Source organism: Allorhizobium sp. Av2 (assembly GCF_021462805.2).
Classification (GTDB): domain Bacteria; phylum Pseudomonadota; class Alphaproteobacteria; order Rhizobiales; family Rhizobiaceae; genus Allorhizobium; species Allorhizobium vitis_G.
Map to the genome: position 1 here is coordinate 1024652 of NZ_CP192697.1, position 12849 is coordinate 1037500.

14 protein-coding genes and 1 riboswitch (2 of these 15 only partly in view) are annotated in these 12849 nt (G+C 57.4%); of the genes, 11 read left to right on the top strand and 3 right to left on the bottom strand.

Annotation, left to right across the window (positions count from 1 at the left end):
* Window positions 1-43: 43 nt before the first annotated feature.
* The 3 genes from FS819_RS22350 (at window position 44) to FS819_RS22360 (ending at window position 2685) form a co-directional block, all read left to right on the top strand.
* Window positions 44-532 carry a nuclear transport factor 2 family protein gene (locus FS819_RS22350; protein WP_156550259.1) on the top strand — a complete coding sequence of 163 codons (489 nt, stop codon included), beginning with the start codon at window positions 44-46 and terminating at the stop codon, window positions 530-532.
* Window positions 533-742: 210 nt separating this feature from the next.
* Entirely contained in the window at window positions 743-1792 is a 1050-nt protein-coding gene (locus tag FS819_RS22355; protein ID WP_234624831.1) for a DmpA family aminopeptidase, read from the top strand.
* A 26-nt stretch (window positions 1793-1818) separates the two neighbouring features.
* Entirely contained in the window at window positions 1819-2685 is an 867-nt protein-coding gene (locus tag FS819_RS22360) for a D-amino-acid transaminase (protein WP_156550257.1), read from the top strand.
* 233 nt (window positions 2686-2918) lie between these two features.
* On the opposite strand, the gene FS819_RS22365 is transcribed toward FS819_RS22360, so the two are convergent.
* Both FS819_RS22365 and FS819_RS22370 read right to left on the bottom strand, forming a co-directional pair.
* The gene (locus tag FS819_RS22365) at window positions 2919-3917 is read right to left on the bottom strand and encodes a lipocalin-like domain-containing protein (protein WP_156550256.1); all 999 of its coding nucleotides are present in this window, start codon (window positions 3915-3917) and stop codon (window positions 2919-2921) included.
* Between the two features lie 43 nt (window positions 3918-3960).
* Window positions 3961-4623 (bottom strand): TetR/AcrR family transcriptional regulator, encoded by a 663-nt coding sequence (locus FS819_RS22370; protein WP_197434169.1) that lies wholly within the window; start codon window positions 4621-4623, stop codon window positions 3961-3963.
* Between the two features lie 434 nt (window positions 4624-5057).
* On the opposite strand from FS819_RS22370, the gene FS819_RS22375 reads away from it, so the two are divergent.
* Window positions 5058-5375, top strand: coding sequence for an NIPSNAP family protein (locus FS819_RS22375; RefSeq protein ID WP_081344028.1), 318 nt, complete (start codon window positions 5058-5060; stop codon window positions 5373-5375).
* 322 nt (window positions 5376-5697) lie between these two features.
* Here the strand turns inward: FS819_RS22375 and FS819_RS22380 are convergent, their stop codons facing one another.
* Window positions 5698-7206, bottom strand: a complete 1509-nt coding sequence (locus FS819_RS22380; RefSeq protein ID WP_156550254.1) for a serine hydrolase domain-containing protein — start codon at window positions 7204-7206, stop codon at window positions 5698-5700.
* 247 nt (window positions 7207-7453) lie between these two features.
* Between FS819_RS22380 and FS819_RS22385 the strand changes: the two genes are divergently transcribed.
* On the top strand, window positions 7454-8488 hold the full coding sequence (locus FS819_RS22385; protein WP_156550253.1) for a dipeptidase: 1035 nt from the start codon (window positions 7454-7456) through the stop codon (window positions 8486-8488).
* A 95-nt stretch (window positions 8489-8583) separates the two neighbouring features.
* On the top strand, window positions 8584-8769 hold the full coding sequence (locus tag FS819_RS22390; protein ID WP_156550252.1) for a hypothetical protein: 186 nt from the start codon (window positions 8584-8586) through the stop codon (window positions 8767-8769).
* A 63-nt stretch (window positions 8770-8832) separates the two neighbouring features.
* A riboswitch (TPP riboswitch) is annotated at window positions 8833-8951 on the top strand.
* Between the two features lie 105 nt (window positions 8952-9056).
* Window positions 9057-10889: a phosphomethylpyrimidine synthase ThiC gene (gene thiC / locus FS819_RS22395; protein WP_156550251.1), complete on the top strand. Its 1833-nt coding sequence runs from the start codon at window positions 9057-9059 to the stop codon at window positions 10887-10889.
* A gap of 1 nt (window position 10890) precedes the next feature.
* Window positions 10891-11883 (top strand): glycine oxidase ThiO, encoded by a 993-nt coding sequence (thiO, locus tag FS819_RS22400; protein ID WP_156550250.1) that lies wholly within the window; start codon window positions 10891-10893, stop codon window positions 11881-11883.
* Complete coding sequence (gene thiS, locus FS819_RS22405) at window positions 11880-12077, top strand: sulfur carrier protein ThiS (RefSeq protein ID WP_156550249.1); 198 nt, start codon at window positions 11880-11882, stop codon at window positions 12075-12077. The genes thiO and thiS overlap by 4 nt, the downstream gene beginning before the upstream one ends.
* A 1-nt stretch (window position 12078) precedes the next feature.
* On the top strand, window positions 12079-12849 hold the 5' portion of the coding sequence (locus FS819_RS22410) for a thiazole synthase (protein WP_156550248.1). 3 nt of this gene lie beyond the right edge of the window; the window shows 771 of its 774 coding nt (coding positions 1-771); its start codon is at window positions 12079-12081; its stop codon lies off the right edge, out of view.
* Window position 12849, top strand: a 1-nt sliver of a protein-coding gene (locus FS819_RS22415) for a thiamine phosphate synthase (protein WP_156550247.1). Its footprint extends 611 nt past the window's final position; only 1 of the gene's 612 nt is visible here; the start codon is cut by the window's right edge — 1 of its three bases falls inside, at window position 12849; its stop codon lies off the right edge, out of view. The genes FS819_RS22410 and FS819_RS22415 overlap by 4 nt, the downstream gene beginning before the upstream one ends.

The window sequence follows — 12849 nt, forward strand, 5'->3', positions numbered from 1 at the left end:
GGTGTGCTCTCAAAGCGTCCATCATTCACTGACGGGATCGGCCATGAAAATCTTTCTTTCCATCGTTGCGCTGTCACTCAGCCTCGCCTCAGGTGTTTTTGCACAAGAGCCGGTTCGTGGCGTTGACAATGCCGAAGCGCTGTTTACCAGCCCCGATCCGGTGCTGAACCGCAACAAACAGGCGACCTATAAGATCCTGAAGGAACTGCTGGAGGCCAATCACTGGGACCGTGCTGAACTCTATCTGACTGAGCGCTACATCCAGCACAATCCCAATGCCGCATCGGGCCGCCAGGGCGTGATCGATTATTTCACCAAGGTGCGAAAAGTCACGCCGTCACCGATCCCGGAAAAGATGCAGACCAAAGTGGTCTCGGTGGTGGCTGAAGGGGACATCGTCACCGTCGCCTTCCCCCGGGAACTGAAGGACCCCAAAGACCCGACCAAGACCTATACCACGACCTGGTTCGACAGCTGGCGTTTCGTGGATGGCAAGGCGGACGAACATTGGGATTCGGCGACCAAGCCGTGAACGATCAGTCATTGAAGATGACTGATCGTTTTCCTTTTGCAAATCCCTCAAGCCTCAGCTGCATTTGAGGTATTTGCAATGTCTTCAAGGCGAGGATGCGTCAGCATCTTCGAGCCTTTCGACAACATCGTGGATATCCCTAGATTTGCCGTGATATTTGTCAGGGCCGGGCGTAGTGTGCCGCCGATTTGACGGTTGGCGGAGCAGGATGTGACGGAAAATTCGCGTGCGCGGTTCAGGGAGCTTGGTGGCCCCATAGGCCATTATCCCGCCGGACCGCTCAATGCCATCACCGATGTCACAGGCGTTTCCGTTGGTCATATGACCTTGATAGACGGGGAGCGAACGCGCACCGGCGCCACCGCGATCCTTCCGCATGGCGGCAATCTGTTTCAGGACAAGGTGCCTGCCGGTTTTACTGTTTTGAATGGTTACGGCAAATTTGCCGGTAGCACCCAGATCGTTGAGCTTGGCGAGATCGAGACCCCGATTGTGCTCACCAACACGCTTGCGGTCGGGCGCGCCATTGAGGCGATCAATCTTTATACGCTGGCCCAGAAGGGTAACGAGCGTGTCACCTCGCTCAACGCCGTGGCCGGTGAAACCAATGACAGCCGCCTCAATGATATCCGCGCTGCCCGTCCTGATGTCACGGACATTGGCGCGGCGATTGCGGCGGCAAAGCCTGGTCCGGTAGAGGAGGGGGCTGTCGGTGCTGGCACGGGAACCGTGGCTTTTGGGCTGAAAGGCGGCATCGGCATCAGCTCGCGGCTAGTTGAGATCGGCAATGCGCGATATACACTCGGCGTTCTCGTGCAGTCCAACTATGGCGGCCATCTCATCGTTGCGGGCAAGCCCTATCAGTCCGATGCGGTTCACGACAAGGATGGCTCCATCGTTATGATCGTGGCAACCGATGCGCCGCTTTGCGCGCGCAATCTGACCCGGTTGGCGGAGCGCTGCTTTGGTGGCCTTGCCCGCACCGGTGCTGCGCTCAGCAATGGTTCAGGCGATTACGCACTGGCATTCTCGACGGCAGACTCGGTTCGGCGCACGCCAGCGCGCCGAAAGGCGATGATGAGCGTCGAACAGCTCTCCAATGACGTTGTTTCGCCGCTTTTCGAGGCTGTGATCGAGGCAACCGAGGAAGCGATCCTCAATTCACTGACCATGGCTGTTTCCATGGCCGGCGTTAATGCCGCAACGGGAAAGCCGACCGTTGTTTCCTCCATTTCTCTCGACACGATCCGTCGTCTCTGACGGTCTTCCGCATGACAGGAGTTTGCATGTCCAATCCCGCCCTTCGCACCGTCTATCTCAATGGCGCCTTCCTGGCCGAAAACGAAGCGCATATCTCGATTTTCGACCGTGGTTTCCTGTTCGGTGACGGCATCTATGAAGTGACCGCAGTGCTGGACGGCAAGCTGGTTGACAGCGCCCTGCACATGGCCCGGCTGGAGCGCAGCGTCGGCGAGATCGGCGGGCATCTGCCGGTTTCGACCGATGAGATCGTCGAGATCGAGCGGCGGCTGATAGCCGAGAACGGCTTGAAGGAAGGGATGATCTATCTGCAATATACAAGAGGTGCCGAGGACCGTAATTTCCTCTATTCCGAGGACCTCGCTCCGACCTTGCTGTTGTTTACCCAGTCAAAATCGCTCGACGTTGCCAGCGTCATGGAAAAAGGCCTGAAGGTCAAGACCGTGACGGACCAGCGCTGGGCGCGACGCGATATCAAAAGCGTTTGCCTCCTGCCACAGGTTCTGGCCAAGCGCGCCGCCAAGGCCGAAGGATGTGACGAAGCCTGGATGGTGGAAGACGGTTTCGTGACCGAGGGCGCGTCTTCGACGGCCTATATCGTCACCGCCGATGACAAGATCATTACCCGCGCCAATAGCAATGCGACATTGCCCGGCTGCACCCGGCTGGCGCTGTTGCAATTGGCAAAGGAACATGGGCTTGTTATCGAAGAGCGCCCATTCAGCGTCGAGGAAGCAATGGCGGCTAGCGAAGCGGCATTGACCAGCGCCTCGAATTTCATCGTACCGATCACCACCATCGACGGCAAGCCGGTCGGTGATGGCAAGCCCGGCCCGGTGGTGACGCGCTTGCGGGCGCTGTACATGGAAAACGCCCGCAGGACGGCAATTTAATCGACCTTAGATGTTTGATGCCGACATTGGCTGGGTAGATTAATAATGAAACGATTGGGCTGCAAAGCCCATCGTTTGCAGATGAACTTGTAGGGCGTGGGGCCTTTTACATCGCCATGCGCCATATATGGCGCATGGCGATGTCGCTCTTTATCTCTGTTGCATAGTTTTCTTTTTAAAGCCGATTCCGGTTTAAAGAATTATGCAATAGTGGCTTGTGCCTTCGCTGGACGTCAGCGCCACACACCGACGAGTTCGACGTAACCGAACCCTCGAACCGGCTTGCCGCGCCACGTACCGGCCATGGTGCTCGCACCTTCGTATTTGTTCAGCGCCGGTACCTGAGACACGAACTCCTGCTCACGGGGAGACGGAACCACCTCCAATTCCGCGTCCATGGCGGGGATGCGCACCGTCCACCGCGTGGGGTAGCGGCAACCACTTTTCTCGCTGTGCCAGACGTCTCGCGCCACAAGACCCGGCTCGGCGGCGGCAACCGTCTGCGATCCGTCTGCATGGAGAATGGTCGCCCATGCGCGCTCCTCGCCGCCAAGCTTGGCCGGGCCGGACCAGAGACTGATGGCGTCGCCATTGTCGAGATTGATGTCCATCCAGCTCCATTTGAATGCTGCGTCGACAGCGGCAACGCCCTCTTGGTTCTGCCATTGTCGATCGAACCAGACGACACCTTCGACGGAGCGCTTATTGCCATCGACAGTGATTGCGCCGCGGGCTGCGAGCCGGGGAACCGAATATTGATGGATCATCATGCCGATGAGTGGGAAAACGCCGGTGCCTCCGTTCATGATGACCGGGCCCGTCGCGTGGGCCTCTATGTCTACTTCGCCTTTACCGCCGCCGAGAGTGGCCTTTATGCGGAAGTTGTCCAGGGTTCCCCACATGCGACCATTTGGCATTTCGATGTCGAAGCCACTGTCAGCAATGGTTGCCTGATCAACCGGGATCACGACATCTTCAGCGCGGTACCAGCCCGTCGTCTCGTTCGTGATCGCAACGCAAGCCTGGATGGCACTGCCAGTATCCGGCATTGGCGAGATCATGATGTGGTACAGAAAATTCAGGGTCTCGCCATCGACGTCGAAATGACCGATGGCGAACCAGGAGTTGACGTCAAACTCCTTCTTCAGTGCAAGGTCGGCGACGGGATCGACAAACGCGCCGAGGCCCTTTGGCACCGAGAGAATTGAAACGTCGGTTGCAGCTTGGGTCATGTCGAGATCCTGTCTCGTATGGGTGACTGGAGGTGAAAAGTGTTTAGGGGTGAGAGCCTTGGCTGGTGAGGGCGACCGGCCCCGCAGCGGCAAGCAAAGCTGGAAGCATGATCGTGTCGACGAGTTCTGCGATCACGTCGCTATCGCGATCGTTGACATGAAGCAGCACAAAATGGATGGCAATTGCCCCGGGCAATTTGCCGATTAGTTGCGGAATTTCACTTTGCCTGAGTTCGCCTCTCTGCGTGGCGCGCTGGATGATCGACGACCATTGACGCAAGCCGAACTGGTAAATGGTCTCGGAGAGCAACGCGAGTGGCTCAGGGTCCGTCCTCGCCTGGAAAACCAGGCTGGACAGAATTCGCGTACGACGGGGTGAGAGCGCTTCGAAGACCGACCGGACCCACCATTGAAGGTCTTCGCGTAGGCCGCCATGGTCGATATCCGTATCAGGGATTGTCAGCAAGTCCTGCTCCAGCGCCGCCAACACCAACTTGGTCTTGGTGGCGAAACGTCGGTAGATTGCAGGAGGGGTGGTTTGCGCCCGCCGCGACACATCGGAGATCGATAGCGCTTCAAAACCCACCTCAGAGAGGGCTTCCAGCGCCGCATCCAGGATCGCCCGGTCGAGATCCTCGCTATACGGACGCCCAGGCAGACGTATCTTATCCGTACGCGCGTCAATTGTTTTCTCAACAGGCGGCATAATCAAAAGGTCTCCTCTTCTGCGGACCATCTCGTCAAAAGGCGCGGTCCATTGGCTTTTAAGCCCGCAAACAAGACATCACTCGAGCCAACCAAACTCAACAGCCTCAAGACAACGCAATAACAATACGATGTCAATCCATATTGTTATTGCGTTGTCTTGGGGTTCTGGTAATACTGCGGACGTTAATCGGTTTCCCGGTCAGCGGCGCACCGCGACCAGGCAATCAAGGAGGAGGTTGCAAGGCTTGCGTTGAGCGCCCCTAAATAAGTCGAGGAAGTCGAAGGTCTTCATCGACACCCATGTTGGATGTCTGGCGGATCGGAGTGTTGCTGGATTGATCGAGTATCGTGTGGACTATCGGCTCCTCCCCAAACTCCTCTGAGGAAACGAACGTTAAGCTTAGCTGTTCTCGAACCGAATTGGAAAAAGCGATGAAAATCTATGAAATGCGTATCTACACCCTGAAATCCGCCGAAGCCGCTACTGCCTACCGGAAAATCTGGATCAAGCATATCGAGAGTCTGAAAGCGGTCGGGATTACCACTCATGGCGTGTTTACTGTTGACGGCGATCCAAACAAAATTGTCGCACTCGTGAACTATCCCGAAGGTGCCGATCCGAAAGAGGTATCAGATCGTTATATGACCAGCGATCTGTTCAAGGAGGATATGACGGGTTTCGATCCAGCGTGGTTCTCCTCGGTGGAGGCGATACCTCTCGCCCCCGAAGCATGTTCACCTCTCCAGTAACAGGCCTACTGCATAATTCCTTAAATCGGACTCGATTTAACGAGAAAAATATGCAGCAGATATAAAGAGCTACAGCGAACCTTTGTGCGCCATAAATGGCGCACGCGCTGTTGACGAAAAAGCCTGTCCGGTTCGCGGCCATAGCACATGGGCCCAATAACCATACGGTCGATTAGCTCGTGATACTGCAACGCAATAGGGAGGGCAGCCGAATGTCTTCGGCAGTCGGCTTTCGCAATATTGGCCATTTTGTTCCCAAGAACCATATGCAACGGTATGGTTCTGGATTGTTAACCGTGGTCCAATGCGACCCTGAAAAAGGTTATCCCACCCGTTGATACTCAATCATCCGGGCGCGGGACAGAACCAGTTCCAGGCGGTTTTCACTGAGCAGGTTCAGGCAGATCCGTTTGGTCCAGGGGCCATCGTGAAGCGCGAACAGGTAGCGACCGGCACCCAGCGTTTGCAACGGCATGGACTGGCGGGTTGGGCCGACGCCCATCACCAGCATGGAACCGTGGATTTCAAATCGGGCGCCTTCCGGCGAAAGCCAGATGCCGGAAAGCGACGGCGAAACACCATTGTCTTTGGCGGGTCGGTAATGACGCGGTCCATGGCCGACGTCGCCGATAATGTCGTCTCCCTGCATTTTCAGCCGCAACGGCGAGGTGGAAGAGCGCGAGGAAATCCAGCCATCGCCGTCATCATAGGCCGCATCTTCGGCATCGAGCGCAATAATGCTGCTTGCCTTCACCTCGATCCAGTTCGGGCCGCTGTCTTCCACGTAAAGCCCGTCACGAAGTGCCCTCGACAAGCGTGGCAGGGGCAGGCCGAACAGCGCGATCATTGCCGATTGGGCAATTTTGGCGCCATTGGTGTCTTCCCTGTTGGAAACGACGACGAATCCAGCCCCGGTTTCACGATCGAGCAGAAAATAGGTCTTGTAGCCCGGATGCGAGCCGCCATGCCCGATGAAGTCCTTTTCGCCCAGCATTGTGTGGGCCAATCCCAGCCCGTAACCGCTTGGCCTGCCATCGGCGAGCGGGCGCGGAGCGGCCATGGCTTCGAGCCGCCCGGCCAGCGCGCCTTCTCCCTTCAGCAGGGCTTCCAGCCATAGGGCAAGCGAGCGGGCGCTGCCTGTCATGCTGCCGGAGGCGGAAATATGCAGGCCAGCGGCGGAAAGCTGCCATTTCTGGCCATCATGCCAATAACCGGGAGCAAGCCCGGCAACGACATCATTCCAACCATCCGGCGCATCGAAAACCGCACCGGTTTCTGCGCCGGCACGCTGGATATAATCGCGGAAATAAATGCCCTTGCGCTCAAGCGCTGCTTCCACCAGCCGGTAGCCGGTATTGGAATAGGAAACTTCACTGCCTGCGGCAAAGTTCAGCCGGGTCTGTCGGCTGAGAAAGTCCAGCAGTGGCCCGCTTCGAGTTTCCGAATAAACCGACAATCCAAGTAGGCTCAACGCTTCACGGGTATCCGGCAAGCCGCCGCTCATATCCAGAGCGCGGCCGACGGTGACACTGGCGAGCGGTTCTTGCAGTTGCGGCAGATGCGCACCCAACCGGTCATCAAGGCGGATGAGGTCTGGATGAGACAGAACCAGCGTACAAAAGGCATGTTTGGTGACCGAGGCATAGCGAATGACACTATCCGGGGTAAAGGACGCACCCGTGCTCAGGTTTTCAACGCCGCCGCTTAACCCAAATCGGATGCCATCAAGGTCAAAACCGATCACCGCCCCGCCGGGGCCGTCCTTTGTCCAAGGTTCAAGAGCGGCGTTGACGGCCCGTTCGGCGTCTTTCCAGTTTAACATCTGTTCCATTCAATCTTTTACCGCCGAAATATCCGCGACAATGATAGCGTTGTCATTTAGCAAATCCGTAGAGGTGGGATGGCAACGCGCTTTGTTGCCCGCGCGTGATGACAATAGCGTCTGACATCGGTCTCAATGGGTGGCATTTGGGAGCCAAATATGTCAAGTCTTTGATGCATTTGGATATTCACGAATCTTCAATGCAAGGCTGCATCGGCGTGGCAGATGCGTGCGTATGATGTGCAAGGATAGAGCAATGACACAGACCGTTCCCGTTTTCGATGGCCATAACGATGTGCTGCTGCGGCTGCGCCGCTCTGGTCGTCCCCAACCCTACCGGGATTTTTTGCAGGGCGGCGAAGCCGGGCATATTGATTTGCCCAAGGCGCGCCAGGGTGGGTTGGCCGGTGGACTTTGTGCCGTGTTCATTCCCTCACCAAGCTTCAAACCCAATGACGCCGGGGATTTCGTGGCTCCGGCCCAGCCGGAAGCGTTGAATGAGACGCTGGCCATGGCCCGGCTGCTGTTTGAAATCGAGGCGAATTCGGCTGGTCGCGTCAAGGTCTGCCGCAGTGCCGCCGATATCCAGCATTGCCTGGAAAATGAAATCTTCGCGGCGGTTTTTCACATTGAAGGCGTAGAGGCTATCGCTGCCGATCTTGACGCACTCTATGTGCTGCATCAGGCGGGGTTACGCTCGCTCGGTCCCGTCTGGAGCCGACCGAATATCTTTGCCCATGGCATTCCCTTCCGCTTTCCATCCTCCCCGGATATCGGCCCCGGCCTGACTGATGCCGGCAAGGACTTGATCCGGGCCTGTAATGAGCTGAAGATCATGGTCGATCTCTCTCATATGAATGAACAGGGGTTTTGGGATATCGCCGGTCTTTCCAAGGCGCCGCTTGTCGCATCTCATTCCAACGCCCACGCGCTATGCCCTCATAGCCGCAACCTTACAGACAAGCAGCTGGACGCCATCCGTGACAGTGGCGGACTTGTCGGCATCAATTTCGGGGTGATTTTCCTGCGCGAAGACGGTCAACGCAATCTCGATACACCGCTGGATGTGCTCATCGACCATATCGATTATATGGTGACGCGCATGGGCATCGATCATGTGGCGCTCGGCTCAGACTTCGATGGCACCACCGTTCCAGACGCTCTGAAGGATGCAACCGGCCTGCCCTTGATCGTCAAGGGACTGGAAGCGCGTGGTTATGATGCGACCTCGATTGCCAAGATCTGCCATGGCAACTGGATTTCAGTGCTGGAACGGACCTGGGGTGGTTGACCGTGTAAGAAATTCACTTTTTAAAGCTGTAAAATTCATATAATTATCTATGACGCTAAATTGTTGATCTATTAATATGGGTGGCTGGAGATAATATGGACAAGATTGAAAAACGGGCCCGGGAATGGTTTAAAGAGGACTTTCCCAATCGGACTTGGGATTTAGTTTCTTCTAAGCGTGTGCTCGGCGAAGACTTGGAAGTCATTCATGCGACTGAGGAGGAAAAAGAAAAGTATCGTGAGCTCGCACGAAGGCAGCTTGAAGAGTTGGGCAATCATTAAAACCTCCGGCTTGATTTTTATCTCCTAGCTTGACCGAGAGGTAAGCTTAGTTCTATCGTTAAACGTATTCACCAGGGGTGTCCCGCAAGGGGCTGAGATTCCGCTACGCATAACAGCAGCGCGGTGACCCGTTGAACCTGATCCAGTTCATACTGGCGTAGGGACGGTGCAAGCGCTGCAAAACCACGGCCCGTATTGGGTTGGCCCGTTATGGGCGGGTAAAGCGTCTTTCCATCATTCCGGCTATCATGACTGGGTCTCCAACCTGAACACTTGGAGCCTCAAAAATGAATATCGCCCCACAGTTTCCGACCCCCGAAGTCACCACCGGGACGCTTCCCGCCTCCGCCAAGGTGCATATTGCCGGAGAGATCCACCCGCAGATCCGCGTGCCGATGCGCCAGATCACGCTGCACCCCACCTCGGGCGAGCCGCCGGTGAATGTTTATGACAGTTCCGGCCCCTATACCGATCCGAACGCCACCATTGCCATTGATGCAGGCTTGCCGCGCATTCGCGCCGAATGGGTGGTCGCACGCGGTGATGTCGAGACCTATGCTGGACGGCACGTCAAGCCGGAAGATAATGGCTTTGCGACAGGCGAAAAGCTGACACCGGAATTTCCGGTGCGCAATGCGCCCTTGAGGGCAAAACCCGGCAAAGCCGTCACTCAGCTTGCCTATGCCCGCGCTGGCATCATCACCCCGGAGATGGAGTTCATTGCCATCCGCGAGAATGTTGGCCGCAAAGCCGCCAAGGACGCTTTGATCCGCGATGGCGAGAGCTTTGGCGCATCCATCCCGGATTACGTCACCCCAGAATTTGTCCGTCAGGAAGTGGCCATGGGCCGCGCCATCATCCCGGCCAATATCAACCACCCGGAAGCCGAGCCGATGATCATTGGTCGGAATTTTCTGGTGAAGATCAATGCCAATATCGGCAATTCCGCCGTCACATCCTCCATGGCCGAAGAAGTGGAAAAGATGGTCTGGGCGATCCGCTGGGGCGCGGATACGGTGATGGACCTCTCCACCGGACGCAATATTCACAATATCCGCGACTGGATCATCCGCAATTCCCCGGTGCCGATTGGCACGGTGCCGCTCTATCAGGCGCTGGAAAAGGTGCATGGCATTGCCGAAAATCTCACATGGGACGTGTTCCGCGATACGCTGATCGAACAAGCCGAGCAGGGGGTGGATTATTTCACCATCCATGCCGGTGTGCGCCTCTCCTATATTCATCTGACCGTCAACCGGGTTACCGGCATTGTCTCGCGCGGCGGCTCGATCATGGCCAAGTGGTGTCTGCATCACCACAAGGAGAGCTTCCTCTACGAACATTTCGACGAGATCTCCGATATCTGCCGGGCTTATGACGTGTCGTTTTCGCTGGGTGACGGCCTTCGCCCCGGCTCGATTGCCGATGCCAATGACGCCGCGCAATTCGCCGAACTGGAAACGCTGGGCGAACTGACCAAAATCGCCTGGGCGAAGGATTGCCAGGTGATGATTGAAGGCCCCGGCCATGTGCCGATGCATAAGATCAAGGAGAATATGGACAAGCAGTTGAAGACCTGCGGCGAGGCGCCCTTCTACACGCTCGGTCCGCTAACCACAGACATCGCTCCCGGTTACGACCACATCACGTCTGGCATTGGGGCGGCGATGATCGGCTGGTACGGCACGGCAATGCTCTGCTACGTCACACCCAAGGAGCATCTGGGCCTGCCGGATCGCAATGACGTCAAGACCGGGGTGATCACCTATAAGATCGCTGCTCATGCAGCCGATCTAGCCAAGGGGCATCCGGCAGCCCAGGTCCGCGACGATGCACTGTCGCGCGCCCGTTTCGAATTCCGCTGGGAAGACCAGTTCAACCTGTCGCTCGATCCCGACACGGCCCGGTCCTTTCACGACGAAACCCTGCCGAAGGAAGCCCATAAGGTTGCGCATTTCTGCTCGATGTGCGGCCCGAAATTCTGTTCGATGCGGATTTCCCACGATATTCGCGCCGAGGCCCAGAAAGAGGGGCTGGAAGCCATGGCGGCCAAATATCGCGATGGCGGCGATCTCTACATGCCGGTCTCCGATGGGGAGAACCAACCGGCGGGAGAATGACATGTCCATTCTGATCAAGGGGGCCGGCGTTGCCGGCCTCACATTGGCGTTTGAACTTGTTCAACGCGGTATCAATGTCGCGGTGCGCGATATCAAAACCTGCGTGGGGCAGGGGGCCTCTCACTATGCAGGCGGCATGCTGGCGCCCTATTGTGAGCGGGAAGCCGCAGAAGAGCAGGTTCTGACGCTTGGCCTGGCAGCGGCGGATTGGTGGGAACAGGCTTTGCCCGGTGCAGTCACGCGCAAGGGGACGCTGGTGCTGACCCCGAACCGCGATATCCAGGACCTGAACCGCTTTGCCAGCCGCACAAGTGGCCATCAATGGCTGGACGCCGATGGTATCGCCGCGTTGGAACCGGATTTGGCTGGACGGTTTCGCAAGGGCCTGTTTTTCGCAGAGGAAGCCCATCTCGATCCACGCCTGGCACTGGACGGTCTTTATCAGGCGTTGGTGCAGCAGGGCGTCTCATTCTATCTCGGGCCAGATGCCGAGCCTGATACCAACGGCTTTGACAGCATCATCGACTGTACCGGTGCTGCTGCCATCGACACGATCGAAAACCTGCGCGGGGTGCGCGGCGAAATGATCTATCTGCAAACACCGGATATAAGCCTGAGCCGCCCCATCCGCTTGCTGCATCCGCGCCATCCGATCTACATCGTGCCACGCGACAACAATTGCTTCATGGTCGGCGCCACCATGATAGAGGCGCGGGATGACGGGCCGATCAGCGCGCGGTCTCTCATGGAATTCCTGAATTCGGCCTATACGTTGAACCCGGCTTTTGGCGAGGCCCGGCTGATCGAGGCTGGCGTCGGCATTCGCCCGGCCTTTGCCGATAATCTGCCGCGCATTATCGAGACATTAGATGGTTTGGCGATTGCCGGAATGCACCGTCATGGCTTCCTGCTGTCACCCGCCATGGCCCGGCAGGCGGCGGACCGGATCGAACACGCGACGTCAAATCAACCCAACCGGAGGGCGACCCGATGAAACTGATCGTCAATGGGGAGCAGTTGGAGTGTTCCGCCCCCACTCTTTCGACGCTTCTCGAGCAATTGGACTATGAGGGCGAGTGGCTGGCGACAGCGATCAACGGCGATCTCGTCCACGCCGAAGACCGGCAGGACTGCGCTTTGAACGATGGCGACAGAATTGAAATTCTCTCACCAATGCAGGGAGGCTGACATGCTGACACTCTACGGAACCGAACTTTCCTCTCGCCTGTTGCTTGGCACGGCCCGCTACCCATCGCCAGCCATTCTCGCCGAGGCCGTGCGCCGCTCTAAAACCGAGATCGTCACCGTATCCTTGCGTCGGGAAACCGCAGGCGGCAAAGCGGGCGGCGCCTTCTTCGACCTGATCCGGGAGTTGGGCGTGCGGGTTTTGCCGAATACCGCCGGGTGCCACAGCGTCAAGGAAGCGGTGCTGACGGCTAAAATGGCGCGGGAGGTATTTCGCACCAACTGGATCAAGCTGGAACTGATCGGCCACCAGGACACTCTGCAACCGGATGTGTTTCAACTCGTGGAGGCTGCTCGGATCTTGACGGAGGACGGTTTCGAAGTCTTTCCTTATACCACTGAGGATCTGGTGGTCGGTGAGCATCTCTTGAGCGCGGGCTGTAAAGTGTTGATGCCATGGTGCGCACCGATCGGCAGTGCCATCGGGCCGCAAAATATCCCCGGTCTTCGCGCCATGCGCGCCGAATTTCCAGACATTCCGCTTATCGTCGATGCTGGCATCGGTCGGCCATCCCATGCGGCCACGGTGATGGAGCTGGGCTTCGACGCTGTACTACTGAATACAGCGGTGGCCGCCGCTGCGGACCCAGCCGCCATGGCCGAAGCCTTCGCAAACGCCATTGACGCTGGACGCGGTGGCTACCTCGCTGGATTGCTGGAGCCAAGAGACATGGCCGTTCCATCGACGCCGGTTATCGGCAAGGGAGTGTTTGCA